Below are 23679 nucleotides of genomic sequence, written 5' to 3' on the forward strand. Positions count from 1 at the left end.
CAGTAATCGTGGACGGTCTAGGAGCGAACGAGCTCGACGATCTCGAACGCGTGCGATCGCCAACCGCGCTGGATCGACGCCTCCTCGGCCACGACGCGCTTCTTCTTCGCCTCGGCCAATGACTTGCTGTGCCCCCAGAACACTTCGGTCTTGCCGTTGGCGAGCACCGCGACGATCCGCCAGTAGTGCGTGAACGCCGTCGCCGTGGGCCCGATCGTCTTCACATAGCCATCGGGCAGCGTCGCGGTGAGATAATGCTTCTTGGCCAAGTGCGCGTCAGTCCGCCGCGGGCGCTGCCGCGGCATCCGTCCGGGCCGCAAGCACGTACCCGAAGACGACGAAGACCAGCCCGCCGACGGTGTTTCCCGCCGTCACAACGACGAGATTGTGCACCGTGCCCGCCAGATCGATCACCGGATGCGGCGCCATGAGGCCGAGCGTGAGCGCGGTCATGTTGGCGACCGAATGCTCGAAACCAGCAGCAACGAACGCCAGCAGGATCCAGGCCATCGCGATGCACTTGGCTGCATCCCCCTTCATCCGCGCCGCCGTCCAGATCGCGAGACAGACGAGCCAGTTGCACAGGATCGCCCGCGCGAACAACGCGATACCGTCCGCCTCGACCTTGTGCTGGACATAGGCGTTGAACATCGTGTCGGCATTGGCGAACACGGCCCCGCCCCCGCCGATTGCGAAGATTGCCGATAACAGGACGCCGCCAACAAGATTGCCGAGCCAGACGACAGTCGCCAGCGTGATCGCCTCACCATAGCTGATGGTCCGCTTCGCCAGGCCGAAGCCGAGATACATGACATAGCCGGTGAACAGCTCGGCGCCGGCGAATACCGTCAGGATCAGGCCGATCCCGAACGTCGCGCCCATCACCAGTGGCCGGACGCCGGGAGGAAGCCCCGCCGCCGCGCTGATCGCCAGGATCATCGCGATCCCGATATAGGTTCCCGCCAGGATCGCGCCCGCAAAGAAGCCAACCGGCGAGCGACGCCACGCCGCGGCCTTGGCCGCCGCGAGCGTCGCATAGGTGTCGATCGTCGGCGCGTATCCCGCGCTCATGCCATAGCGGCCTGGCTCTGGCCGACGACCCCAGCGCGCGCCACGCCGCGCTCCGCACCGACATCCCCGCCGGCCCGCCGCACCGTGACCGGAACCGACTTGTAGGACGGGGTGAAGCTCTGCGGATCATGATCCTCGAGCGCGATCAGCGGCTGCGTCTCGGGATAATAGGACGCGATGCACCCGTCGGGCAGCGCATAGCGGACCAGGGTCAGCTTCTGCACGACGCGGTCGGGATGCGCATATTGCAACGCGGTGGCGACATCGACGACATCGCCCTCCGCATAGCCGAGCCGCGCCATGTCACGCTCGTTCATGAACAGGATGTCGCGACGGCCAAAGACCCCGCGATACCGGTCGTCGAGGCTGTAGACGGTCGTGTTATACTGATCGTGCGCACGCAATGTCGTCAGCCGAAGCACGTCCGGCGCGTTCGCGGTCTCGTCCTCCTCGATCCCCTCGGCGACGATGAAGTTCGCCTTGCCGCTGCTCGTCTTCCAGATCCGCATCGCGGCGGAATTGGGCAGATGGAACCCGCCGGGCTTGCGGATGCGCGCGTTGTAATCGGCGAAATCGGGGAACACCGCCTCGATCTTGTCGCGGATCAGGTCGTAATTGCCGACAAAGGCATCCCAGTCGATATCGCCCTTGCCCTTGAGCGTCGCCTTGGCGATCTCGCCGACGATCCAGATCTCCGACTTCACATTCTCGCCCGGCGGCATCAGGAAGCCGCGCGAGGCGTGGACCATCGACATCGAATCCTCGACGGTGACTGACTGTGGGCCACCGGCCTGCGTGTCGAGCTCGGTCCGCCCCAGGCATGGCAGGATATAGGTGTCCTTCGCCATCAACAGCATCGTGCGGTTGAGCTTGGTGGTGATGTGCACCGCCAGATCGAGATTGCGGAACCCTTCGGCGCACGCCTGCGGATCGGACGACGCGATGGCGAGGTTGCCACCCAGGCAGACGATCGCCTTGGCCTTGCCGTCGCGCATCGCGGCGATGCTTTCGACCACCGAATGACCATGCTCGCGCGGCGGCTCGAAGTTGAAGACCTTCTTCATCTGATCGAGCAACAGCGGCATCGGGCGTTCGGTGATGCCGACCGTCCGGTCGCCCTGCACGTTGCTATGCCCGCGCAGAGGACAGATCCCGGCGCCGGGGCGGCCCATATTGCCGCGCAGCAGCAACAGGTTCGCAAGCTGCTGGACGTTGCTGGTACCGGTGCGGTGCTGGGTGATCCCCATGCCGTAACAGGCGATCGTCGCCTTGGACGACGCATAGATCCGCGCGACGTCCTCGAGATCCGCCCGGCGCAAACCACTGGCCTGTTCGATATCGGCCCAGTCGGTCCGCGCGAGATCGGCGATATAGGGATCGAGCCCGTCGGTATGTTCGGCGATGAACGCATGGTCGAGCGTGGGTTCGCCGCCGCTCACGCGCGCCGCCTCGTCGAGCGCCACGAGTGCCTTGGCGATACCCTTCAACGCCGCGGCGTCGCCCCCGACCTTCACCTGCAGATAGGAGCTGGCGATCTGGGTGGCCGACATCGTCGCCATCTCGACCACCGACTGCGGCGATTCGAAGCGTTCGAGCGAACGCTCCTTGAGCGGGTTGAACACGATGATCTTGCCACCGCGGCGCGACACCTCGCGCAGCGTCGCCATCATGCGCGGGTGGTTGGTCCCCGGATTATGGCCGATCGACAGGATCAGGTCGGCATGGTCAAAATCCTCGAGACTGACCGTACCCTTGCCGATCCCGATCGACTTGGGGAGGCCGACCGACGTCGCCTCGTGGCACATGTTCGAACAGTCGGGGAAGTTGTTGGTCCCGTACAGCCGCACGAACAGCTGATAGAGGAACGCCGCCTCGTTAGAGCAGCGGCCGGACGTATAAAATTCGGCCTGGTTCGGATCCGGCACCGCGGCAAGCCCCGCACCGATCGCCGACATCGCCTCCGCCCAGGTCACGACCTCATAATGGTCGGTCGCAGCGTTGTAGCGCAGCGGTTCGGTGACGCGACCCTGATCCTCGATCCAGTGATCACTCTGCTTCCAGATCTCTGAGACGCTGTGCTTGGCGAAGAAGTCGGCGCCGATCAGCTTCGCCGTGGATTCCCATGCCACCGCCTTCGCACCATTTTCGCAGAACTCGAACGATGAGGTATGCTTGGGGTCGGGCCAGGCGCAGCTCGGACAGTCGAACCCGTCGGGCTGGTTGGATTTCAACAGCGTCTGCCCGCCGCGCACCACGATCTGCTGGGCCTTCAGCGACGTCGCGACCGCCTTGAGCGCACCCCAGCCACCGGCCGGGCCAGTATAGTCGACAATCCCGTCGGGACGCTTGTTACGCATACTCAAATCTCCAAATCGGGCGTGTCACCGCGGAAATTGCCCGGGTCCATGCAGCCTTAACGTTTGGAGTCGCGATACCGCGCCGCAGCATAAGCGGCAAAACAGGAAAATCGCAGCCGGTGATCGCCTTTATAGGTCAGTACGGCTTTCATTTGACTAACAATAAGGTTCGACCATCGCCCGCACGTCCACGCGCGCCTTCAGCCGTGCCGCGAGCAGCGCGGTACCGCTTATCTTGCGTTGCACGAACAGCATGTCGGCCGACGGAATATGCCAGGTCGACCGGTCGCGGGCGATCGCCGCGCCCTCGTCCCGCAATACCGAGACGAAGCTGCGATCGCCGAAGTCGAAAGGCCCCGTCCGGTTCATCTCTGCCAGGATCACGTCGATCATGCGGTCGATCTGTGGCTGATGCCCCACGACCGCGGCCTCGCCCAGAAAGCCCGCCTGAACGGCGGCGTCGCGAACCGCGTCGCGCTGTCCGGCGAGCCCAGCGGCCAGCAGCCGGCGATACCCGTCCGCTACGGCCTGCGGCACCGCACGCGCGGCACCGAAGTCGAGCAGGACGATCCGTCCCGTCTCGGCCTGCCAGCGATAATTCGCGAAATTGGGATCGGTCTGCATCAGCCGCCAGTCGAGCAGTTCGTGCAGCGTGAGCCTGATCAGCCGCTCCATGGCCGTATCGCTTACATCCTGGGGTGCGGTCTCGAGACTCTCGATCGGCGTACAGTCGATATACTCCATCGCCAGCACGCGCGGCGTCGACAATGTCGGCTCGAGTTGTGGAACCAGCAGCCCCGCATCGTCGCCCACCAGCGCGCGATAGCGTTCCAGCATCTCGCCCTCGCGGACATAATCCGCCTCGTCGTGCAATTGCTGTTTCGCGTCACCGAGCAGCCGCGTGATGTCGAGCTCCTTGGGCAACAGCCCCGACACGCGCAGCAGCGTCGCGACATTGTCGACATCCGCGTCGATGCTGTCCTTCACGCCCGGATATTGCACCTTGATCGCCAGCACGCGTCCGTCGGGGAGCCGTGCCCGGTGCACCTGGCCGATCGATGCGGCCGCGACCGGATGCGCCTGGAAATGCGCGAAGCGGCGGCGCCAGTCCTTCCCCCATTCGGCCGCCAGCACGCGGTCGAGCTGCGCGGGTGGCATGTGGTGCGCATCGTTGCGCAGCCGGGCGAGGATCGTCGCCAGTTCGGGCGGCAGCATGTCGCCCGCGTCCATCGACACCATCTGGCCGAGCTTCATCGCCGCACCGCGCAGATGCGACAGCTGGTCCGCGACCCGCACCGCATTGGCGGGGGTCAGCAGCAGGTCCGACATGCGCGGACGCTCGCCGCTCGCGAGCCGCCGGGCCCCCTCGGCGACCACCCCGCCCGCCACGCCGCCGGCAAGCCGCCCGAACACGCCCAGCCGCGACAGCCGGCCCCGCGGGATCGACCGCCCGCCACGCGGTTGCGATCCCGCGTCGAAGCCGGACTCGTTATCAGCGTGTGGATTTTGTTGAGTGCCCGGCTCCATACCGGGCATGACAGGATCTTCGCTCGTCGGTCTATCCTCGGTCTGGAGAGCCCCTTGCGCGAGACCGCTTCTTAGATGGTAAGCTGGGGTGGAGGATCAACCATCGGACCGCCATCCATGACGCCACCTGTTTTCAATACCATCACCCGCCGATCATTGCTCTGCGGCATGGCGACCGCGACGCTCGCCACCGGTCTGCGCGCCGCGCCGCCATCGCCGCGCGACGCCCGCGTGCTGGTCGGCACCTATGCGCGCGAGGGCGGCAAGGGCCTGTACACGCTGTCGCATGACCGCGCGCGCAATCGCTGGCAGGTCGAGCCGCCGGTCGCCGGGATCGAGGACGCGTCGTTTGCGGTGCGGGCACCCCGCACCGGGCTTTGGTATGTCCTGCGCGAGCAGGCGAAAGGATCGGTAACCGGCTTTGCGCCCGGCTGGAAAGCGCGCGGCACGATGCCATCGGGTGGCGCCGATCCCTGCCATGCCGCGTTCGACGACGCGTCCGGCTGCCTGGCCATCGCCAATTATTCGAGCGGCAGCGTCGGCTTCTACCGCATCGATCCCGCGACCGGTGCGCCGGGCGAACCGACGATCTTCCGCCATGAGGGGACCGGTCCAGACAAGAGCCGTCAGGAGGGGCCGCATGCGCACTGGGTCGGGTTCAGCCCCGATCGGCACTGGCTGCATTCGGTCGACCTCGGCGCCGACACGATCTTCGCCTATCGGTTCGATCCGGCGAAGCGAAGCCTTGCCGCACCGGTCCCGGCCTGGCGCGCACCGCCTGGAACGGGACCGCGCCACCTCGTCTGGCATCCCCGCCTGCCGCGCGCCTATGTCGTTGCCGAACTCGCCAACACCGTGACCATGCTCGATGCACAGCCGGACGGGCGCTTCACCACCCGCACGCAGCTGTCCACCCTGCCCGGCGACCATGTCGGGTCATCCCAGGCCGCGCACATCGCGATCGATCGCACTGGCCGGCACCTCTACGTCTCGAACCGCGGCGCTGACAGCATCGCGGTGTTCGCACTCGATCGCGACGGAGTGCCGACCCTCGTCCAGCACATCGCCGCCGGCGGACACTGGCCGCGCATCTTCCTGCTGCTCGAGGATCAGCGGCAGATGCTCGTCGCTAATGAGCGGTCGGGCACGATCGCGGTCATGGCGCTTGGCAAGGACGGCCGTCTCGCGCCGACCGATCAGACCCTGCGCGTCCCCGGGGCGGTGTTTCTCGCGCCGACCAGCTGACGGTCGCCCGGCTGGTAACGCCCCCGGCCCTGCCCTTGCACGGGCCGGGGGATCGGGCATGATCGCACCTCGATCATCGTCAAAGGAGCCGTGCTTGCGCCTCACCCTCGCCCTCGCCCTGCTGTCGGCTGCCCCCGCCGTCGCGCAGCAGCAGCCGATCGCGGCCCCGGCCGACGCCCCGACGCGGCGCTTCACCGGCGCCGACCTGTTCGGCCTGTTGATCGCAGCGGACCCGCAGATCAGCCCTGACGGACGGACGATCGTCTATGTCCGCCGCACCGCCGATGTCATGACCGACCGCGTCCAGTCGTCGCTGTGGTTGATCGACGTCGCGACCGGTCGCCAGTCGCCGTTCGCCGCGCAAGGGTCCGACCCGCGCTGGTCCCCCGACGGCACGCGCGTCGCCTATGCCGCGCGCGACGGCGAGCAGTCGCAACTGTTCGTCCGCTGGATCGCGACCGGCACGAGCGCGCGGGTGACGGGCTTTCCCGGCGATCCGCAGGCGCTCGCCTGGTCGCCCGACGGCACCCGGCTCGCCTATGTCGCGACCGTCGCGGGCGAGGCGACGACGCTCGGCAAGGCACCGCCCAAGCCCGAGGGCGCGAAATGGGCCGAGCCGCTGACGGTGATCGACCGCGTCAATTATCGCAACGATGGCCCCGGCTATGTGAAGCCCGGCCGCGATCATCTGTTTGTCGTCGCGGCGGACGGCGGCGCGCCGCAACAGCTGACCTTCGGCGCGTTCGATGACGGCGGCCCCTTGTCTTGGACGCCCGACGGCCGCGCGATCGTGTTCGCCGCGATCCGTGGGCCCGATGCCGAGCGGCAGGTGATGAATTCAGACCTCATCGCGGTCGACACGACGAGCGGCGCGATGCGGACGCTGACGACCCGCAACGGCCCCGATGCGCAGCCGCGGATCTCCCCCGACGGCACGCGGATCGCGTGGCTCGGCTTCGACGACAAGCGGCGCAGTTACGAGAACACCCAGCTCTACCTCGGCGACCGCAACGCCGGCAGTCCCCGGTCGCTGACCGCCGCGCTCGATCGCGGGATCGAGGATGCGATATGGGCCGCCGACGGGCGCAGCCTCTATGCGAGCTATGACGATCACGGCCAGCGCCGGATTGCGCGCATCGGCCTCGACGGCCGGACGACGCCGCTGGTCGACAATGTCGCGGGCGGCGGGCTCGACCGGCCCTATACCGGGGGCGAGTTCTCGGTCGCGAGAGGCGGTACGATCGCCTATACCGGCGGCGACGGCAGCGCCCCCGCCGATGTCTGGGTGTCGAGCGGTGGCAAGTCACGGCGGCTGACGCAGCTCAACGCGGTGATGACCGGCGCCAAGACGCTCGCGCCAATCCGCAAGATCGCGGTGACCGCGCCCGATGGCCGCGCGATCGACGCGTGGCTCGCAACGCCCGCCAATCGTACGCCCGGCCAGCGCGTACCGCTGATCCTGGAAATCCATGGTGGGCCCAACAGCGCCTATGGCCCTGGGTTCGCCACCGACATGCAGCTCTATGCCGCGGCAGGCTATGCGGTGCTGTGGACCAATCCGCGCGGCTCGACCTCCTACGGTGCCGAATTCGCCAATCTGATCGACAAGAAATATCCGTCCGACGATTATGGCGACCTGATCGCCGCGGTCGATGCGGCGATCGCGGACGGGACCGCGGATCCCAACAATCTGTTCGTCACCGGCGGATCGGGCGGCGGCGTCCTGACCGCCTGGATCGTCGGCAAGACCGACCGGTTCAAGGCCGCGGCGACCCAGAAGCCCGTGATCAACTGGGCGAGCGAGGCGCTGACGATGGACAATACGCTGTTCACGTCGCGCTACTGGTTCACCAAGCTGCCATGGGAGGATCCGATGAGCTACTGGAACCGCTCGCCGCTCAGTCTGGTCGGCAACGTCAAGACACCGACCCTGGTCGTGGTGGGCAGCGACGATTACCGCACGCCCGTTTCGGAATCCGAGCAATATTACGCCGCGTTGCAGATCCGCGGCGTACCGACCGCGCTCGTCAAGGTGCCGGGTGCGAGCCATGGCGGCTTCACCGCACGGCCGTCGCAATCCGCGGCAAAGGCCTCCGCGATCATCGCGTGGTTCGATCGGTATCGCGGCAAGCCGAGCGGATCACGCCCCGACTGACCGTCCGTTCGTCACCGCCGGGGCATGCCCATGGTGCCGTCTCGTTACTGCCGCACGGATCATGCCGATCCGCGCGGCGGTGCTGGTCACGCCAAGGGGCGTAGCCGGATCAGCGTTCGCCCTCGCCACCCTCGTTTTCGCCACCCTCGCCGCGCTCGTTCTCGCCGCCCTCATATTCGCCTTCGCCGCGCTGGCCACGCTGCTGCTGCACCGCGCGCGCGCGCCGCGGCGATGTCACCGCATGCCGAGCCTTGCCCGACCGGACGACCCGCCGTCCTTCACCTTCACCCTCGCCTTCACCCTCACCGACCTGCTGAGCTGGCGACGGCATTGGCTTGGCGGCCGCGTCGCCGATGACGGCTTGGCCCGATTGCGCGATCACAAAGGCGCCGACGCCCATCCACAATTTCGTACGCATACTATCTCCTCGGTCCCGACGCGTTGGCCGGGAAGGCACTGACCTGTTAGGGGCGCATCACCCGGCTCCATGCCGGATTTGCGAGATTTCCCATGATGATCATGATTGCCAACGTCCTGGATGCGGACAATCTCCAGTGGCTGCGAGATAATATGCGCAAGACCCGCTATGTCGACGGCCGACGGACGGCGGGGCGCGAGGCACGAACGGTCAAACGCAACGAACAGGTCGACCGCGGCGACCCGTTGCTCGCCGAGATGCAGGACCTCGTCGTCGACCGGTTGCTCGACAATGCCCTGTTCCGCATGGCGACGCGGCCGCATGTCGTCCGCCCGCCGCTCTTCAGCCGCTATGATGCGGGCATGGCCTATGGCAGTCATGTCGACGATGCGATCATGGGCGGGATGCGGACCGATGTGTCGGTGACGGTCTTCCTCAGCGAGCCTGAGGATTATGACGGCGGCGAGCTGGTGATCGAATCCGCCGCCGGCGAACAGGACGTCAAGCTGCCTGCGGGCTCGGCGGTCTGCTATCCGACGACCTCGCTGCACCGCGTGGCGCCAGTCGTGTCGGGCGAGCGGCTTGCCGCGGTGACTTGGGTCCGGAGCCTCGTTCGGGACGCGGATGCACGGGAACTGCTGTTCGATCTCGAAACCGCCCGCCACGCGCTGTTCGAGCGGCTGGGCAAGACGCCCGAACTCGACCTGCTCGCCAAGACGCAATCCAACCTGCTCAGGCGCTGGGCCGAGGACTGAACGGCGCGACGCGGATCGTCGTCAGCTTGGTCTGTCGATGAGAGCAAGCGTGGCCGTGTCGCTCGTCCCGACAAACCAGCGATCAAGCGCGGCACCGAACAGCGGATCATTCCCCGCCTCGCGAAACAGCGTCAGCGACGATCGCAGCTTCATCGCATCGACCTCACCGAAAACGGCCCGGGCGGTCACCCCCGTCAGCGCGTCGAGCGCTTCCACGCACTGCCGCAGACGCGCCCCGAGCACCGGATGCGCAAGATAGGCCCGCGCTTCCTCGAGTGACACGATCGCATAATGCTGCGCCATCGGGCTTCGTCCGAGCCCGGCAATCTGCGGAAAGATGAACCACATCCAGTGACTACGCTTGGCGCCGCCGCGTATCTCGGCAAACGCGGACTCGTAGACTGCCGCCTGCGCAGTGACGAACCGTTCGAGATCATAAGGATGGGTCATCACCGCCCGCTTTCACTCAATCCTCGGCTCCCCACATATGGCAGACCCGATAGACGCAGGAAGGACTGGCTGGGGCGGCAGGGTTCGAACCTGCGCATGGCGGCATCAAAAGCCGCTGCCTTACCACTTGGCGACGCCCCAGCAGAGGCGGCCTTATAGCGGCGCGCCCCGACGAGAAAAGCCCTATCGCGTCTTAATCGAGTCGATGGACCCACCCATTGGCATCCGGCGCCAGACCGCGCTGGATCGCGACGAGCGAATCGCGGATCCGCAGCGTCATCGCGCCCGGCTCGCCGCCGCCGATCGTGAAGCGGCCCTCGGGCGACGCGACGGTCCCGATCGGGGTCACGACTGCGGCCGTGCCGCAGGCGAACGCCTCGACAAGCTTGCCGCTCGCCGCGTCGGCGCGCCACTGGTCGATCGCATAGGGCTCCTCGCGCACGGTTATCCCCTGCGCCCGCGCGAGCGTCAGGATCGAATCGCGGGTGATGCCGGGCAGGATCGTGCCCGTGAGCGCGGGGGTCGAAAGGCTGCCGTCCGCAAACACGAAGAAGACGTTCATGCCGCCGAGTTCCTCGACCCAGCGGCGCTCGACCGCATCGAGGAAGACGACCTGGTCACAGCCCTGGCTGATCGCTTCCTTCTGCGCAAGCAGGCTGGCGGCATAATTTCCGCCGCACTTCGCCGCGCCCGTGCCGCCCTGTGCCGCACGCGTATAATGCTGGCTGACCCAGATCGAGACCGCGGAGGCACCGCCCTTGAAATAGGCACCGACCGACGAGGCGAGCACCATGTAGAGATATTCGGCGCTCGGCTTGACCCCCAGGAACACCTCGCTCGCGAACATGAACGGCCGCAGATACAGCGCGCCGCCGTCGCTGTCGGGAATCCAGTCCTGATCCGTCCGGACCAGCCGCTCGACCGATTCGAGGAACAGCGACTCGGGAAGCTCGGGCATCGCCATCCGGCGGGCCGAATCCTGGAAACGCCGCGCATTGGCTTCGGGCCGGAAGAGCGCGGTGCCGCCATCGGCGAGTCGATAGGCCTTCATCCCCTCGAAGATTTCCTGCGCATAGTGCAGAACCGACGATGCGGGATCCATCATGATCGGCGCGCGCGTGGTGATCCTGGCATCATGCCAGCCCTTCGCGTCACTGAAGCGGATCATCGCCATATGGTCGGTGAAGACCCGGCCGAAGCCGGGATCGATCAGGCGCTGCGCACGCTCGTTCGCAGCGACCGGGTCGCCACACGGTTCGAACGAAAATGTCATGCTCGCGTCTGGCGACGATGAGGCCTGCGACAACGGAGGATGCATTGAATTTTTCTCTCTTTCCACGGCTTGCCGTCGCCTAGGACCGAAGACTAAACCGGTCAACATGGCTGCCTCAGCATCACCCGCTTCACCCCTGTTTCTTCGCGAGCCCGAACTGCGTCGCGGCATGGAACTCCTGTACTTCGGTCAGAGCCATCTGGTCCGGTCGATCGATGCGGGGCTCGCGGAGCAGGGGCTGGGGCGCGCGCACCACCGCGCCCTGTATTTCATCGCCCGCAAACCGGACATGACGGTCAGCGAACTGCTGTCGCTGCTGGCGATCACCAAACAGTCGCTCGGTCGCGTGTTGAACGAACTCAGCGATCGCGGCTTTATCGAGGTTCGTCCCGGCGATCGTGACCGGCGTCAGCGGCTGCTGCGCTTGACGCCAGTCGGCAGCAAGATGGAGAGCGACCTGTTCGAAGCTGCGCGACAGAAGATGTCCGCAGCCTATAATCACGCCGGCCACGGCGCGGTTGCGGGCTATTGGGCGGTGCTCGAAGGCCTGATTCCGGAAGAGGAACGCGAGCAGGTGATAAAGCTGCGCGGCTGACTAAAGCGGCGCGAGGTCGCCGCGGGCGTTTGCCGCCATCTCCGCATTCCGCCGTGCCGACGCCGTCAGCGTGCGGGACATCAGGGAGACCAGTGCATCGCCGTCGTCGAGCACGTTTAGCCCTTCGCGTGTCGATCCACCCGGGCTCGCGACCCGGTCCGCGAGCACCGCCGGCGAAACGTCCGCGGCGCCGGCCATCCGCGCGGCCCCGTCAAGCGTCGCGATCGCAAGCCGAGCCGCCTGATCCGCCGGCAGGCCGAGCGCCTGCCCCGCCTTGGCCAGCGCGTCGGCAAAGCGGAACACGAAACCCGGCCCGCATCCCGCCAGCGCGGTGACGGCATCGAACTGCGCCTCTGCGGCGATCCACTCGACCAGGCCGAGCGGGGTCATCAACGCCTCCGCGGTCGCACGCGCCGCGCCGTCATCCGTCGCGCCGTGCAGCGCAACCACGCCTTGCCCGATCGCAACCGGCAGGTTGGGCATCGCCCGAACCACCGCCTGCGCCTCAGTGAGACGGTCGAGTGCGGCAATCTCGACCCCCGCGAGGATCGAAATCAGCAGCTTTGGCGCATAGCGCGCGAATACGGGCGTCTTCAGCGCGCCGAGCTGCTGCGGCTTCAGCGCGAGCATGACTGTTTCAGCGGAAAAGTCGTCGGGGTCGGGCAAAGCGGCGACGACGTGCACACCGGGTGGCATCACGCGCATACTGGGGCTGACGACGGTCACGCTGTCGGGGGAAAGGCCGTCGGCAAGCCAGCGGGCCAGCATCGCCCCGCCCATATTGCCACAGCCGATCATCAGGATCCGCCCGGTCATCGGCACGCCGCGCCCGGGGAAACGCGCGCGATCACGCCTCGCCCTGGGTTTCGATCAGCGCCGAGGCAAGCGCGTCCGCCGGCGTCTTCCCGCCCCACAGGACGAACTGGAACACTGGATAGAAACGCTCGCATTCCTCGATCGCCGATTCGACAAGCAGTTCGGCGGCCGAAAGCGACATCGTCCCATCCTCGCCGCCATCGACCATCGCCGCGTGGCGGAACAGCAGGATCCCGCTCGTCGACCAGAGTTCGAAATGGCCGATCCAGAGCTGCTCGTTGGCGAGCCCGATCGTCTCGTAGACCGCCTGACGCCGTTCGTCGGGCACCTTGATGTCCGGAAACGCCAGGAACTGCAGCACGCTGTCGTCCTCGCGCCACAAGGCGCGCAGCTCGTAGGTCGTCCAGCTGCCCTTTACGGTCGCGACGATCTCGTCATCGTGACGTTCATGTTCCCATCCATGCGCAGCATAATAGGCTTCGAGCATGTCGATGGGAGCAGCGTCGTCTTGGTCATGGTCGGCGTGGTCGAGCATCATTACGTCCTGGCACTCCCTGTCACGCGACAAAGGGTGCCGGGGCAAAAATGCTCCGACAACCCCGTTCGATCCGAATGCCCAGAAATCTGTGGAAAAGTCAGACGCCGACCTGCATTTTTGCTTCGAGAGCGTCGAGCCGGGCCTTCAGCGCCTCATTTTCGTCGCGCGCGGCGGCCGCCATCGATTTCACCGCATCGAACTCCTCACGGCTTACGAAATCGAGGCCGCCGAGCCATTCACGAGCACGCTCGCGAACCCCAGACTGCGCTTCGCGGCCGACACCGGCAAAGGTTCCAGCGGCGCCGTTGAGGACCTTCACGAAATCGTCGAACATCCGGTTTTCGGACTGCATTGTCATCATCCTGCTAGTAACTTGCGCCGCGCGCCCCGTCACAACATCTGGGAGGTGCGCGTCGTCGGCACAAGGGTTTCGGCATCGGGGTTGAGCCGGCCTATACCGTATGTGAGCATTCCCGCAAAGCTGATCCACACCATATAGGGCACCATCAGCCACGCCGCCCCGCGCCGGATGCGCGCGAACAAGATCGTTGCCGCGATCGAGAGCAGCAGCATCGCGACAATGACAAGTACCGACGCACCGATTCGGTGCGCGCCGAAGAACAATGGCGTCCAGGCAAGATTCAACACGAACTGCGCGACAAACAAGGCGATCGCGCGCCCCCGCCCCAGCGCGCCGCGCGCATTGAGGATCATTGCGAGAGCCAGGCCGAGGAGCACGTAGAGCGTCGACCAGGCGACCGGAAACACCCAGCCTGGCGGAGTGAGCGCGGGCTTCACCAGGCTGGTGTACCAGGCACTTTCGCTCCCCACCGGGACCGCGCGCCCGGCCAGAAAGCCCAGCAGGACGATCAACGGAACGGTCACGATCGCCCAGCGCAGGAACGACATCCTCAGCTGGCCCTTCGAAGCGATGCCTCCCACATACGTCCTTTCAAGACTGATCGGCTTAGTCCTGCCGCGGGAACGCCCTGCCGTAAACCGCAACATGCATGGACCGATCGGGAAGTGTGTCATTCTGCGATGGCCGATCCGGGTCCAGCGCGGGCAGCATCCGGACTCTCAGTCGCGTGGCGCGGCGATCGCATGCGCGGCGATCAGGAACTCGATATTGCCCTCGGGACCGGTGATCGGGCTCTCGACGACGCCCTCGACCTGCCAGCCCTGTGCCTCGAGCCAGGCCGCGACCTCGCCGCAGACGCGCGCATGGACGGCTGGATCGCGGATCACGCCGCCCTTTCCGACCTCTTCGCGGCCTGCCTCGAACTGCGGCTTGACGAGCGCGAGCAGCCGCGCTCCGGGACGTGCGAACCCGATTGGGCGCTCGAGCACCTTGGCCAGCCCGATAAAGCTTGCATCGCAGACTATCAGGTCGACCGGCTCGGGGATATGCGCGTCGGTCAGGATGCGCGCGCTGGTCTGTTCATGGACGATCACGCGCGGGTCCTGGCGGAGTTTCCATGCAAGCTGGTTGGTCCCGCTGTCGACGGCATAAACGCGGGCGACCCCATTGCTGAGCAGCACGTCGGTAAACCCGCCGGTCGACGACCCCACGTCGATCGCCACCGCATCCGCGACCGCCCAGCCGAAATGTGTGAGCCCGTGCGCGAGCTTGATCCCGCCGCGCGATACCCAGGGGTGATCGCGACCCCGCACGTCAAGGACGACGTCGTCCGCCAACGTCTGGCCCGGCTTGTCGACCTTGCGCGTGCCGGCAAAGACCAGCCCCGCCATGATCAGCGCCTGCGCGCGCGTCCGCGATTCGACCAGTCCCCTGTCGACCAGCATCTGATCCGCGCGTTGCTTTGCCATACGCCCAGCCTATCGCCCCGGCGTCCGATCATCGCAAGCTGCCTTCCTTTTGCCGCAATGTCTATTGCCCACCGAACTAGTAGGATTATCTTGCGGACAGGGATCGTGATCGGCCGACGTCCCCTAGAGCGTCGATCGATCACGATCCCACCCCCGGGCTCCGGGGGTCTGGAGAAGGAGAGGCGTCGTGGGTTCTTTTGCACCATATGATAGCGTTCAACCGACAATCCTGACGGTCCCCGGGCTCGGCGGATCCGGCCCGTCACACTGGCAGACCCTGTGGGAAGATGCCCGGCCGGATACCGTCCGGGTCGAACTGGGGATGTGGAACACGCCGCATCGCAACGCCTGGGTCACGCGGCTCGACGAGGCGATCCGGCGCGCACAGGCCCCCGTCATCCTAGCCGCGCACAGTCTTGGCTGCCTTGCGGTGGCGTGGTGGGCCGAGCTGAGCCCACAACCCTATGGCTGGCCCGTCGCGGGGGCATTGCTCGTCGCGCCCGCCGATGTCGACCGCGGTGCGGCCCAGGCCGAGCTCAAGGGCTTTTCACCGACCCCGCGCGGCGCCCTGCCCTTCCCCTCGATCGTCGTCGCGAGCAGCGACGATCCCTGGGTCACGCCCGACCGCGCGCACAGCATGGCCGCCGACTGGGGCAGCCATTTCGTCGATGCCGGCCCGCAGGGGCATCTCAACGCGGCGAGCGGTATCGGCTGGTGGCGCGAAGGACAGGATCTGCTCGAGCGGGTGATCGCCGCGAGTGGCGACGGTCACGGGCAAGCGCTGCCGCCGAGCCAGGCGCGATCGATCCTCGCCGTCAGCGCAACCGACGCGGCGCAATCCCACTATCTGGGCAGATAGGCAGGGCGCGAGTCGGGCAGTCGTTCCGGATCAGCCGCGCAGTGTGTCGTCTGCCGGCATCTGCGACTGCTGATCCTGCTCGTCCGCGGCGCGTGCCGCGGCCAGACCGGCGCGCATCCGCCGCCACATGGCGATGTTCAGCGACACCATCACGATCACCGCGAGCGCGATGATCACGATGGCCTTGGTCGGCCCGCTCATGCGCGCGCTTCGGCAACCCCGCCCGAATTATGGCGCAGCGCCTTGAGCACGGTTTCCACCAGCGCCGCCGAATCGAGCCCGGCCTCGGCATATTGCGCGTCGGGCTTGTCCTGATCCTGGAAGAGATCCGGAAGACGCAGCGTGCGCAGCTTCAGCCCGCCATCGATCAGCCCCTCGTCGCTGGCCAGCGTCAGCACATGCGCGCCGAAACCGCCGACCGCGCCCTCCTCGATCGTGACCGCAACCTCGTGCGTGGTGAGCAGCTTGCGGATCATCTCGACGTCGAGCGGCTTGGCGAATCGCAGATCGGCGACGGTGGTCGACAGCCCCTTGGCCTCGAGCACATCGGCGGCCTTCAACGCTTCCTCGAGCCGCGTGCCGAGCGACAGGATCGCCACGGCCTTGCCCTCACGAACGATCCGGCCCTTGCCGATCTCGAGCAGTTCGGGCGTGGCAGGCAAGGCGACGCCCGTGCCGTTGCCGCGCGGGTAGCGCACCGCGATCGGGCCGGTGTCATACTGCGCCGCGGTGTGCGTCATATGGACCAGCTCGGCTTCGTCCGCCGCCGCCATCACGACGAAGTTCGGCAGCGTCGCGAGATAGGTCACGTCGAACGATCCGGCGTGCGTCGCCCCGTCCGCCCCGACCAGTCCGGCGCGGTCGATCGCGAAGCGCACCGGCAGGTTCTGGATCGCGACGTCGTGGACGACCTGATCATAGGCGCGCTGCAGGAACGTCGAATAGATCGCGCAGAACGGCCGCATGCCCTGCGCGGCAAGCCCCGCCGCGAAGGTCACGCCGTGCTGTTCGGCGATGCCGACATCGAAGAAGCGATCGGGATAGGCCTTGGCGAACGCATCAAGCCCGGTGCCCGACGGCATCGCCGCGGTGATGGCGCAGATCCGGTCGTCCTTGGCGGCTTCGGCGACGAGCTGCGCACCGAACACGTTCTGATATTGCGGCGGTCCCGGCGGGGCCTTGGTCTGCACGCCCGAGATCACGTCGAACTTCTGCACGCCGTGATATTTGTCGGCCGCGGCCTCGGCGGGCGCGTAGCCCTTGCCCTTCTTCGTCACGACATGGACGAGGATCGGGCCCTCTTCCGCGTCTCGCACATTCTCGAGCACGGGGATCAGATGCTCGAGATTATGCCCGTCGATCGGCCCGACATAGTAAAAGCCGAGTTCCTCGAACAGCGTACCGCCCATCGTCATGCCGCGGGCGAACTCGTCGGTCTTCCGCGCGGCGTTGTGGAACGGCCGCGGCAGGCGGCGCGCGAGCTTCTTGGCAAGCTCGCGAATGCCCAGGAATTCGCGGCTCGACACGATCCGGCTGAGATAGGCCGACAGGCCGCCGACCGGCGGCGCGATCGACATGTCATTGTCGTTCAGGATCACGACGAGGCGGTTGCCCGCCTGCTCGGCATTGTTCATCGCCTCATAGGCCATGCCCGCCGACATCGCGCCGTCGCCGATAACGGCAATGCCCTTGCCCGGCGTGCCCGCAATCTTGTTGGCGACCGCGAAGCCGAGCGCGGCCGAGATCGACGTCGAGGAATGCGCAGCCCCGAACGGGTCGTATTCGCTTTCGCTCCGCTTAGTGAATCCGCTGAGGCCGCCACCCTGGCGCAACGTCCGGATCCGGTCGCGACGGCCGGTCAGGATCTTGTGCGGATAGCATTGATGGCCGACGTCCCAGACAAGACGATCGCGCGGCGTATCGAACACATAGTGAATCGCGGTCGTCAGTTCGACCACGCCGAGCCCCGATCCGAGGTGGCCCCCGGTCGTGCCGACGGCCGAGATCGTCTCGGTCCGCAGTTCATCGGCAAGCTGGCGAAGCTGGTCGGGTTTCAGCTTGCGCAGGTCATCAGGGGTCGAAACCGTGTCGAGCAACGGGGTTACAGGAGTATCTGCCATCCCACCGGCTTATCGCAGCACAGGTTTGGTGTCGATTGTTACCGAACGAAACCCCGCCATCCGCGGATATTTCTACGCAGCGACGCCAGATTGGTCACCCCGTCATGGCGCTGGCAGCCGTCCTCGATCAGCGCTGCGCCTCGCATGCGGCACACCGGCCGCGGACTTCGATGACCGGGCGGACAGGGACGAAACCGGCCGAAACCGCCGCGTTGCGGACGCCGCGGGTGATCACGTCATTGTCGATATGCGTCGTCTGCCCGCACGAATCACATACCAGGAAGATGCAGTCGTGAAGGCAATCGGGATGAGCATTGGCGACATACGCATTCGCACTTTCGACCCGTCGCGCGAGATTGGCGCCCACGAACAGGTCGAGGATCCGGTAGACGCTGTTGGCAGCGACGCGCCGCCCTTCCGCCTTCGACACGGCCTCCGCGATGTCATAGGCCGAGGCCGGCTTGTCGAAGCCAGCCAGCGCGGAGAATACGCTGGCGCGCATCGTCGTCCACTGCTCGCCCGATTTTTCCAGCGTCGCCTGTGCGGCAACGTTGAGGTCGGCGCCTTGCGGCTCATGATGCGAATGCGAATGCGTTGCCATTATGCCGTGAATCTAGGGTGCCGCAGGAGCCGCGACAAGCAGCGACCGTCCCGGGGCGATCGTGCGGCCCGGCTCAACTGTCGGCGCGACGGTTCAGATCGTGCCCGAACGCGAGCAACGCGACGCCGATGATCGTCCAGAGCGTCTCACCGCTCCCCGAATCATGCGGGAGGGTCATTGCCCCCGCCATGATCCCGAGCCCGAACGCACCCATCGCGGCCGGCATCGCATAGCCATGATGAAGGATCCCGCGCCCCAGTGCGACCGCACCGAATAGGATTGCGATCGTCAGTCCGACTTCGTGGAAGATGGGATCGAGCAGCACGCCGCCCGCGGTCGACATCAGCGCAACCAGCACCGACGTTGCCAGACAGTGCACCATGCACAGACCCGAAAGCCCGATCGCATAGCGATCCAGGCCTGCGATCCAGGACGGATGCGCATGGGTATGGTGGTGGGCGGTCGTCGACATCGTTCGGCTCAGATAGTCCATCAAAGGAAAGGATACAACATCACATTCGATCGAACGCCCACCAGCCGCTCGGTTTTTTTTGGCAAATGAAAGCTCTCTAGGCGCCTTGCCTGATCCCGCGGCACCCGCTCTTTCCCAACGCACCGCGCGCGTCTCCCGGCCCGCCAGAAACCCGGCAGCCGATAACCCCTGATACTCGACGCCCCAGTCAGACAGGCGTAGAGCCGTGCTATGCTCCAGCCCAGTGCCGCCTTCCTGTCCACAGCGCGCCCGCGAGCGGTCGCGACCTGGCTTCTTCTCGTCGCGGCGATGATCATCGGCATCGTCGTCGTGGGCGGCATAACGCGCCTGACAAATTCTGGCCTCTCGATTACCGAATGGAAGCCGATCACCGGCATCATCCCGCCACTGACGCTTGCGCAGTGGCAGGCGGAATTCGCGAACTACAAACAGATCCCCGAATATAGCCAGCTCAACAGTGGCATGACCCTCGACGGGTTCAAGGCGATCTTCTTCTGGGAATATCTCCACCGCGCGCTGGCACGGACGATCGGCGCGGCGTTCGCGATCCCGCTCCTGTGGTTCGCGCTGCGCCGGGCGATCCCGGTCGGCTATGGCTGGCGACTCGGCGCGCTGCTGGCGCTTGGCGCGCTCCAGGGCGCGGTTGGCTGGTGGATGGTGAAGTCCGGGCTGTCCGTCCGCACCGACGTCAGCCATATTCGTCTGGCGGTCCATCTGATGACCGCGCTCGTCACGCTTGCCGGCATCGTCTGGACGGCGCTGGACCTGCTCGCACTCCACCGCTCGAAGCTTGCGGCCCCGGCCCGCCTCGTGCCGATCGCGGTCACCGCGTTCGCGTTGCTGTTCGTCCAGCTTGTCTATGGCGCGTTCACCGCAGGGCTCGACGCTGGCTATGCCTTTGCGAGTTGGCCGCTGATGGGCGACAGCCTGTTCCCGGGCGGCGTCCCGATGCTGTCACCCGGCTGGATCAACGCGGTCGACAACCCGATTGTCGTGCAGTTCATCCATCGGTGGCTCGCCTTCGCCACCGCTGCCGGGCTCGTTTGGCTCGCCGTTCGCGCGACGCAGCACGGCTCGCGCGCCGGCTTCTGGGTGGTCGGGCTCGTCACGCTGCAGGTCTTTCTGGGGATCGCAACGCTCATGACCGGCGTCGCCATCCATGTCGCCGTCGCACATCAGGCCAACGCGGCGCTGTTGCTGATCGCCACGGTATTTGCCGCGCATCGCCTCGGCAATCCGTCCAAGGTATCATAATACCCGCCATGAAACCGGCGGAAAGCTTGACTTAAACACCTCTTTTCGCCATTGCCGCCTCGTTAGCGCCGTCCGTCGTGGCGGTGCATATCGTTTCAGCAAAGGTCTCAGCCCCATGAAGGCGCTCATGAAGACCACCAAGTCGGCCAAGCCGCACGAGGTGGAGAAGAAATGGCATATCGTCGATGCCGAGGATCTGGTGGTCGGTCGCGCAGCGTCGATCATCGCCAATGTCCTGCGCGGCAAGCACAAGACGTCGTTCACCCCGCATGTCGATTGCGGTGACAACGTCGTCGTGATCAACGCCGACAAGATCCGCTTCACCGGCAACAAGGCCGCGAAGAAGGTCTATTACAAGCACACCGGTTATGCCGGCGGCATCAAGGGCATCACTGCCGCCAAGGTTCTCGACGGCCGCTTCCCGGAGCGCGTTCTCGAAAAGGCCGTTGAGCGCATGATCCCGCGCGGCCCGCTCGGCCGTGAGCAGATGCGCAACCTGCGTATCTTCAAGGGTACCGAGCATCCGCATGAGGCGCAGAACCCCGAGGTTCTCGACATCGCCAGCATGAATCGCAAGAACAAGGTGGGTGCGTAAATGACCGACAACCGCCAGTCGCTCGCCGATCTCGCGAGCCTGACCAACCAGCCCGCACCGGCTGCTCCGGCCGCACAGTCGCTGCCGACCAGCGAAGGCGACATCGCAGCGCCCGTCTCGAACGAGCCGGTCCGTGAGCCGATGCCGCTCCGCGAGCAGATCCTCGACAAGCAGGGTCGCGCCTATGCGACCGGCCGTCGCAAGGACGCCGTTGCCCGCGTCTGGGTCAAGCCCGGCACCGGCAAGATCACGATCAACGGTCGTGACCAGGAAGTGTATTTCGCACGTCCGACGCTGCGTCTCGTCATCAACCAGGTGTTCGGCATCACCGAGCGCGAAGGTCAGTATGACGTCGTCTGCACCGTCAAGGGCGGTGGCCTTTCGGGCCAGGCCGGCGCGGTCAAGCATGGCATCAGCCAGGCGCTGACCCGCTTCGAGCCGGTGCTGCGTGCATCGGTCAAGGCAGCAGGCTTCCTGACGCGCGACAGCCGCGTCGTCGAGCGAAAGAAGTACGGCAAGGCGAAGGCCCGTCGTAGCTTCCAGTTCTCGAAGCGCTAAACGCTTTACCGAGCTACGAAAAAGGGCGGTCCGGGTTTTCCCGGGCCGCCTTTTTCATGCCTGCGCTACATCCGTACGACGTGGGTGCCGATCCGTGCGGCCTCGTCGGGGTCGTGGGTCACCATCAGGATCGGCAGGCGCATCGCGTCGCGCAGATGCTCGATCGCACGGACGATCTCCTCGCGGCGCGGTCGGTCGAGCGACGCCAGCGGCTCGTCGAGCAGCAGGAAGCGCGGGTTGCTGAGCAACGCACGTCCGATCGCCACGCGCTGCGCTTCGCCCCCCGATAGCGACCGCGGCCAGCGGTCGAGCAGATGCGCGATCCCCAGGAAGCCGATCCGCTCCTCGAACCCCGACGTGTCGCGGCCGGCGCCGTAAAGCAGGTTAGCGCGCACCTTCAGATGTGGGAAAAGCCGCGCCTCCTGAAATACATAGCCCGCACGGCGGTGTTCCGGTGGCAGGTTGACACCCTCCCCGAACAGCGTGACGCCATCGACGACGATCCGGCCTTGGTCGGGCGTAAGCAGCCCGGCGACCATCTTCAGGATGCTGGTCTTGCCGACACCGGACGGTCCGAACAGCACGGTCGCGCCGTCCCCCGCCGCCAGCGTCAGCGCGACCTCGGCATCGCCCAGACGCTTGCGGACGTCGATCTCAAAGGACATGCAGCCCCCTGCCCGCGCGCCGCGTCAGGAGTTCGGACGCGACCAGTGCGATCAGCGACAGCGCGACGGAAATCGCCGAGAGCCGCCATACCAGCATCTCCGCGCCCGGCTGCTGAAGTGCCGAATAGATTGCCAGCGGCAGCGTCTGCGTCTCGCCCGGCACGTTGGAGACGAAGGTGATCGTCGCCCCGAACTCGCCGATCGATCGCGCAAAGCCCAGCACCGCGCCCGCGAACACGCCCGGTACGCTCAGCGGCAGCGTGACCGTCCAGAACACCCGCCACGGCCCCGCGCCCAGCGTCCGCGCCGCACTTTCAAGCCGTGCATCGACCGCCTCGATCGACAGCCGCATCGCGCGCACCATCAGCGGCAGCGCCATGACCCCCGCCGCGATCGCCGCCCCGGTCCAGCGAAACAGCACACTGACCCCGAACCACGACTGCAGCCACGCCCCGACCGGCCCGTTCGGCGCAAAGGCGAGCAGCAGCAGCCACCCCGTCACGACCGGCGGCACGACGAGCGGCAAGTGGATCACCGCATCGACGAGGATCCGCCCGGGAAACCGCACGCGCGCCAGCAGCCAGGCGAAGCCGAACGCGATCGGCAATGTGATCAGCATGGCGACGGCGCCGACCCTCAGCGACAGACCGACGATCCCCCATTCCGCCGGTGTCAGGACGAACCCATCCGCCACTCAGCGCGCCGAAAAGCCGTAACGCACGAAGATCGCCTTGCCCTGACGTGACGTCAGGAAACGGCGGAACGCCTCGGCCTCCGGATTGCGCGACGTCGTCAGCCGGGCGATCGGATAGGTGATCGCCGGATGCGTCGATGCGGGAAACACGCCCGCAATCCTGACGCGCGTCGATGCCTTGGCATCGGTCGCATAGACGATCCCCAAAGGTGCAGCGCCGCGTTCGACGAGCGCCAACGTCGCCCGGACGTTTTCGGCGCGCACGACGCGCGGCGCGACCTGTTTCCACACGCCGAGCGCCTCCAGCGCCTCCTGGCCGTACCGCCCCGCGGGGACGGGCGTATCCGCCATCGCGAGTGGCCCCGCGGTCAGCACCCGCGCCAGCGCTGCAGGCGGGCGTGACGGGATCCGCACCGTCGTCCCTGCCGCCGCCGCGACGACCAGCCGGTTTCCCAGGAACGTCACGCGCGACGCAGGGACAATCAGGCGGCGCTTCGCCAGCTCATTCATCCAGTCCTCATCCGCGGACACGAACAGGTCCGCTGTCGCGCCGGCCTCGACCTGCCGTGCCAGCGCCGACGAGGCCGCGAACGAGATCGTCGGGCGCACATGCCCCTTCGCCGCCCACGCATCGGCGGCCGCGGTCATCGATTCCTGCAGGCTCGCCGCTGCCAGCACGAGCGGTGCCGCGCGCTGTGCAGCGTCAGCGCCCGTCGCGACGCCGCCGACGGCCAGCATGGCGAGCAATACCGGATACTTCATCATGTCCCCTCGGGCCCGCCAATCACCACGGCGCTATAGTATGCCGCC

At 66.4% G+C, this 23679-nt stretch carries 27 protein-coding genes and 1 tRNA gene; 8 read left to right on the top strand and 20 right to left on the bottom strand.

Annotated features, from left to right (window positions below; genetic code table 11):
- Positions 1-17 precede the first annotated feature (17 nt).
- The 4 genes from IFT71_RS03475 to IFT71_RS03490 all read right to left on the bottom strand — a co-directional run bounded on the left by IFT71_RS03475 (position 18) and on the right by IFT71_RS03490 (position 4955).
- On the bottom strand, positions 18-305 hold the full coding sequence (locus IFT71_RS03475) for a hypothetical protein (protein WP_192139117.1): 288 nt from the start codon (positions 303-305) through the stop codon (positions 18-20).
- Entirely contained in the window at positions 277-1071 is a 795-nt protein-coding gene (locus tag IFT71_RS03480) for a formate/nitrite transporter family protein (protein ID WP_192139118.1), read from the bottom strand. The genes IFT71_RS03475 and IFT71_RS03480 overlap by 29 nt, the downstream gene beginning before the upstream one ends.
- The gene (locus IFT71_RS03485) at positions 1068-3428 is read right to left on the bottom strand and encodes an FdhF/YdeP family oxidoreductase (protein WP_192139119.1); all 2361 of its coding nucleotides are present in this window, start codon (positions 3426-3428) and stop codon (positions 1068-1070) included. The genes IFT71_RS03480 and IFT71_RS03485 overlap by 4 nt, the downstream gene beginning before the upstream one ends.
- A 156-nt stretch (positions 3429-3584) precedes the next feature.
- Positions 3585-4955 (bottom strand): ABC1 kinase family protein, encoded by a 1371-nt coding sequence (locus IFT71_RS03490; protein ID WP_192139270.1) that lies wholly within the window; start codon positions 4953-4955, stop codon positions 3585-3587.
- A 117-nt stretch (positions 4956-5072) separates the two neighbouring features.
- On the opposite strand from IFT71_RS03490, the gene IFT71_RS03495 reads away from it, so the two are divergent.
- Both IFT71_RS03495 and IFT71_RS03500 read left to right on the top strand, forming a co-directional pair.
- Entirely contained in the window at positions 5073-6200 is a 1128-nt protein-coding gene (locus tag IFT71_RS03495) for a lactonase family protein (RefSeq protein ID WP_192139120.1), read from the top strand.
- 58 nt (positions 6201-6258) lie between these two features.
- The gene (locus tag IFT71_RS03500) at positions 6259-8355 is read left to right on the top strand and encodes an alpha/beta hydrolase family protein (RefSeq protein WP_192139121.1); all 2097 of its coding nucleotides are present in this window, start codon (positions 6259-6261) and stop codon (positions 8353-8355) included.
- 109 nt (positions 8356-8464) lie between these two features.
- On the opposite strand, the gene IFT71_RS03505 is transcribed toward IFT71_RS03500, so the two are convergent.
- Entirely contained in the window at positions 8465-8773 is a 309-nt protein-coding gene (locus IFT71_RS03505) for a hypothetical protein (RefSeq protein WP_146163685.1), read from the bottom strand.
- A 92-nt stretch (positions 8774-8865) separates the two neighbouring features.
- Here IFT71_RS03505 and IFT71_RS03510 point away from each other — a divergent pair, with 92 nt between their 5' ends.
- A complete protein-coding gene (locus tag IFT71_RS03510) occupies positions 8866-9528 on the top strand; it encodes a Fe2+-dependent dioxygenase (protein WP_183935667.1) in 663 nt (220 codons plus the stop codon).
- A 21-nt stretch (positions 9529-9549) separates the two neighbouring features.
- Here the strand turns inward: IFT71_RS03510 and IFT71_RS03515 are convergent, their stop codons facing one another.
- The 3 genes from IFT71_RS03515 to IFT71_RS03525 all read right to left on the bottom strand — a co-directional run bounded on the left by IFT71_RS03515 (position 9550) and on the right by IFT71_RS03525 (position 11251).
- A complete protein-coding gene (locus IFT71_RS03515) occupies positions 9550-9978 on the bottom strand; it encodes a DUF1810 domain-containing protein (RefSeq protein WP_192139122.1) in 429 nt (142 codons plus the stop codon).
- Positions 9979-10044: 66 nt separating this feature from the next.
- Positions 10045-10119, bottom strand: a tRNA-Gln gene (locus IFT71_RS03520).
- Positions 10120-10171: 52 nt separating this feature from the next.
- Positions 10172-11251 carry a branched-chain amino acid aminotransferase gene (locus tag IFT71_RS03525; protein WP_031395653.1) on the bottom strand — a complete coding sequence of 360 codons (1080 nt, stop codon included), beginning with the start codon at positions 11249-11251 and terminating at the stop codon, positions 10172-10174.
- A gap of 106 nt (positions 11252-11357) precedes the next feature.
- Here IFT71_RS03525 and IFT71_RS03530 point away from each other — a divergent pair, with 106 nt between their 5' ends.
- Positions 11358-11846 carry a MarR family transcriptional regulator gene (locus IFT71_RS03530; RefSeq protein WP_031395654.1) on the top strand — a complete coding sequence of 163 codons (489 nt, stop codon included), beginning with the start codon at positions 11358-11360 and terminating at the stop codon, positions 11844-11846.
- On the opposite strand, the gene proC is transcribed toward IFT71_RS03530, so the two are convergent.
- The 5 genes from proC to IFT71_RS03555 all read right to left on the bottom strand — a co-directional run bounded on the left by proC (position 11847) and on the right by IFT71_RS03555 (position 15030).
- Positions 11847-12662 carry a pyrroline-5-carboxylate reductase gene (gene proC, locus IFT71_RS03535; RefSeq protein ID WP_192139123.1) on the bottom strand — a complete coding sequence of 272 codons (816 nt, stop codon included), beginning with the start codon at positions 12660-12662 and terminating at the stop codon, positions 11847-11849.
- 31 nt (positions 12663-12693) lie between these two features.
- Complete coding sequence (locus IFT71_RS03540) at positions 12694-13200, bottom strand: YbjN domain-containing protein (RefSeq protein WP_031395656.1); 507 nt, start codon at positions 13198-13200, stop codon at positions 12694-12696.
- Positions 13201-13297: 97 nt separating this feature from the next.
- Entirely contained in the window at positions 13298-13552 is a 255-nt protein-coding gene (locus IFT71_RS03545) for an accessory factor UbiK family protein (protein WP_192139124.1), read from the bottom strand.
- 38 nt (positions 13553-13590) lie between these two features.
- Positions 13591-14109 carry a TspO/MBR family protein gene (locus IFT71_RS03550; protein ID WP_192139125.1) on the bottom strand — a complete coding sequence of 173 codons (519 nt, stop codon included), beginning with the start codon at positions 14107-14109 and terminating at the stop codon, positions 13591-13593.
- A gap of 171 nt (positions 14110-14280) precedes the next feature.
- Positions 14281-15030, bottom strand: coding sequence for a TlyA family RNA methyltransferase (locus IFT71_RS03555; RefSeq protein ID WP_192139126.1), 750 nt, complete (start codon positions 15028-15030; stop codon positions 14281-14283).
- Between the two features lie 187 nt (positions 15031-15217).
- Between IFT71_RS03555 and IFT71_RS03560 the strand changes: the two genes are divergently transcribed.
- Positions 15218-15889, top strand: a complete 672-nt coding sequence (locus IFT71_RS03560) for an alpha/beta hydrolase (protein WP_192139127.1) — start codon at positions 15218-15220, stop codon at positions 15887-15889.
- A 30-nt stretch (positions 15890-15919) separates the two neighbouring features.
- Here the strand turns inward: IFT71_RS03560 and IFT71_RS03565 are convergent, their stop codons facing one another.
- The 4 genes from IFT71_RS03565 to IFT71_RS03580 all read right to left on the bottom strand — a co-directional run bounded on the left by IFT71_RS03565 (position 15920) and on the right by IFT71_RS03580 (position 19082).
- Positions 15920-16090 carry a hypothetical protein gene (locus IFT71_RS03565; RefSeq protein ID WP_192070449.1) on the bottom strand — a complete coding sequence of 57 codons (171 nt, stop codon included), beginning with the start codon at positions 16088-16090 and terminating at the stop codon, positions 15920-15922.
- Entirely contained in the window at positions 16087-18009 is a 1923-nt protein-coding gene (dxs, locus tag IFT71_RS03570; RefSeq protein WP_031439323.1) for a 1-deoxy-D-xylulose-5-phosphate synthase, read from the bottom strand. Before dxs ends, IFT71_RS03565 begins: the two co-directional genes overlap by 4 nt.
- Before the next feature lie 127 nt (positions 18010-18136).
- Positions 18137-18610: a Fur family transcriptional regulator gene (locus IFT71_RS03575; RefSeq protein ID WP_107933086.1), complete on the bottom strand. Its 474-nt coding sequence runs from the start codon at positions 18608-18610 to the stop codon at positions 18137-18139.
- Positions 18611-18683: 73 nt separating this feature from the next.
- Positions 18684-19082, bottom strand: coding sequence for a MerC domain-containing protein (locus tag IFT71_RS03580; protein WP_051916566.1), 399 nt, complete (start codon positions 19080-19082; stop codon positions 18684-18686).
- Between the two features lie 231 nt (positions 19083-19313).
- Here IFT71_RS03580 and IFT71_RS03585 point away from each other — a divergent pair, with 231 nt between their 5' ends.
- From IFT71_RS03585 to rpsI, 3 genes are all read left to right on the top strand, one after another.
- Entirely contained in the window at positions 19314-20357 is a 1044-nt protein-coding gene (locus IFT71_RS03585; RefSeq protein WP_192139128.1) for a COX15/CtaA family protein, read from the top strand.
- 115 nt (positions 20358-20472) lie between these two features.
- Complete coding sequence (gene rplM / locus IFT71_RS03590; protein WP_037530138.1) at positions 20473-20952, top strand: 50S ribosomal protein L13; 480 nt, start codon at positions 20473-20475, stop codon at positions 20950-20952.
- Positions 20953-21510 (top strand): 30S ribosomal protein S9, encoded by a 558-nt coding sequence (rpsI, locus tag IFT71_RS03595; protein WP_043157976.1) that lies wholly within the window; start codon positions 20953-20955, stop codon positions 21508-21510.
- 65 nt (positions 21511-21575) lie between these two features.
- On the opposite strand, the gene IFT71_RS03600 is transcribed toward rpsI, so the two are convergent.
- The 3 genes from IFT71_RS03600 to modA are packed head-to-tail and all read right to left on the bottom strand — an operon-like array spanning position 21576 to position 23631.
- Positions 21576-22175, bottom strand: a complete 600-nt coding sequence (locus IFT71_RS03600) for an ATP-binding cassette domain-containing protein (RefSeq protein WP_192139129.1) — start codon at positions 22173-22175, stop codon at positions 21576-21578.
- Positions 22165-22869, bottom strand: coding sequence for a molybdate ABC transporter permease subunit (modB, locus tag IFT71_RS03605; protein WP_342212582.1), 705 nt, complete (start codon positions 22867-22869; stop codon positions 22165-22167). The genes IFT71_RS03600 and modB overlap by 11 nt, the downstream gene beginning before the upstream one ends.
- A complete protein-coding gene (modA, locus tag IFT71_RS03610; protein ID WP_107934202.1) occupies positions 22870-23631 on the bottom strand; it encodes a molybdate ABC transporter substrate-binding protein in 762 nt (253 codons plus the stop codon). It abuts the gene before it with no gap.
- Positions 23632-23679: the final 48 nt, after the last annotated feature.

Origin of the sequence: Sphingomonas sp. CFBP 13733, assembly GCF_014841795.1 — a bacterium.
Taxonomy (GTDB): Bacteria; Pseudomonadota; Alphaproteobacteria; order Sphingomonadales; family Sphingomonadaceae; genus Sphingomonas; species Sphingomonas aerolata.

Bases quoted from the DNA above. Each gene is read 5' to 3' on its own strand.
- IFT71_RS03475 (WP_192139117.1), bottom strand. From the start codon at position 305: ATGCCGCGGCAGCGCCCGCGGCGGACTGACGCGCACTTGGCCAAGAAG.
- IFT71_RS03480 (WP_192139118.1), bottom strand. From the start codon at position 1,071: ATGAGCGCGGGATACGCGCCGACGATCGACACCTATGCGACGCTCGCG.
- IFT71_RS03485 (WP_192139119.1), bottom strand. From the start codon at position 3,428: ATGCGTAACAAGCGTCCCGACGGGATTGTCGACTATACTGGCCCGGCC.
- IFT71_RS03490 (WP_192139270.1), bottom strand. From the start codon at position 4,955: ATGGAGCCGGGCACTCAACAAAATCCACACGCTGATAACGAGTCCGGC.
- IFT71_RS03495 (WP_192139120.1), top strand. From the start codon at position 5,073: ATGACGCCACCTGTTTTCAATACCATCACCCGCCGATCATTGCTCTGC.
- IFT71_RS03500 (WP_192139121.1), top strand. From the start codon at position 6,259: ATGATCGCACCTCGATCATCGTCAAAGGAGCCGTGCTTGCGCCTCACC.
- IFT71_RS03505 (WP_146163685.1), bottom strand. From the start codon at position 8,773: ATGCGTACGAAATTGTGGATGGGCGTCGGCGCCTTTGTGATCGCGCAA.
- IFT71_RS03510 (WP_183935667.1), top strand. From the start codon at position 8,866: ATGATGATCATGATTGCCAACGTCCTGGATGCGGACAATCTCCAGTGG.
- IFT71_RS03515 (WP_192139122.1), bottom strand. From the start codon at position 9,978: ATGACCCATCCTTATGATCTCGAACGGTTCGTCACTGCGCAGGCGGCA.
- IFT71_RS03525 (WP_031395653.1), bottom strand. From the start codon at position 11,251: ATGACATTTTCGTTCGAACCGTGTGGCGACCCGGTCGCTGCGAACGAG.
- IFT71_RS03530 (WP_031395654.1), top strand. From the start codon at position 11,358: ATGGCTGCCTCAGCATCACCCGCTTCACCCCTGTTTCTTCGCGAGCCC.
- proC (WP_192139123.1), bottom strand. From the start codon at position 12,662: ATGACCGGGCGGATCCTGATGATCGGCTGTGGCAATATGGGCGGGGCG.
- IFT71_RS03540 (WP_031395656.1), bottom strand. From the start codon at position 13,200: ATGATGCTCGACCACGCCGACCATGACCAAGACGACGCTGCTCCCATC.
- IFT71_RS03545 (WP_192139124.1), bottom strand. From the start codon at position 13,552: ATGCAGTCCGAAAACCGGATGTTCGACGATTTCGTGAAGGTCCTCAAC.
- IFT71_RS03550 (WP_192139125.1), bottom strand. From the start codon at position 14,109: ATGTCGTTCCTGCGCTGGGCGATCGTGACCGTTCCGTTGATCGTCCTG.
- IFT71_RS03555 (WP_192139126.1), bottom strand. From the start codon at position 15,030: ATGGCAAAGCAACGCGCGGATCAGATGCTGGTCGACAGGGGACTGGTC.
- IFT71_RS03565 (WP_192070449.1), bottom strand. From the start codon at position 16,090: ATGAGCGGGCCGACCAAGGCCATCGTGATCATCGCGCTCGCGGTGATC.
- dxs (WP_031439323.1), bottom strand. From the start codon at position 18,009: ATGGCAGATACTCCTGTAACCCCGTTGCTCGACACGGTTTCGACCCCT.
- IFT71_RS03575 (WP_107933086.1), bottom strand. From the start codon at position 18,610: ATGGCAACGCATTCGCATTCGCATCATGAGCCGCAAGGCGCCGACCTC.
- IFT71_RS03580 (WP_051916566.1), bottom strand. From the start codon at position 19,082: ATGTCGACGACCGCCCACCACCATACCCATGCGCATCCGTCCTGGATC.
- IFT71_RS03585 (WP_192139128.1), top strand. From the start codon at position 19,314: ATGCTCCAGCCCAGTGCCGCCTTCCTGTCCACAGCGCGCCCGCGAGCG.
- rplM (WP_037530138.1), top strand. From the start codon at position 20,473: ATGAAGGCGCTCATGAAGACCACCAAGTCGGCCAAGCCGCACGAGGTG.
- rpsI (WP_043157976.1), top strand. From the start codon at position 20,953: ATGACCGACAACCGCCAGTCGCTCGCCGATCTCGCGAGCCTGACCAAC.
- IFT71_RS03600 (WP_192139129.1), bottom strand. From the start codon at position 22,175: ATGTCCTTTGAGATCGACGTCCGCAAGCGTCTGGGCGATGCCGAGGTC.
- modA (WP_107934202.1), bottom strand. From the start codon at position 23,631: ATGAAGTATCCGGTATTGCTCGCCATGCTGGCCGTCGGCGGCGTCGCG.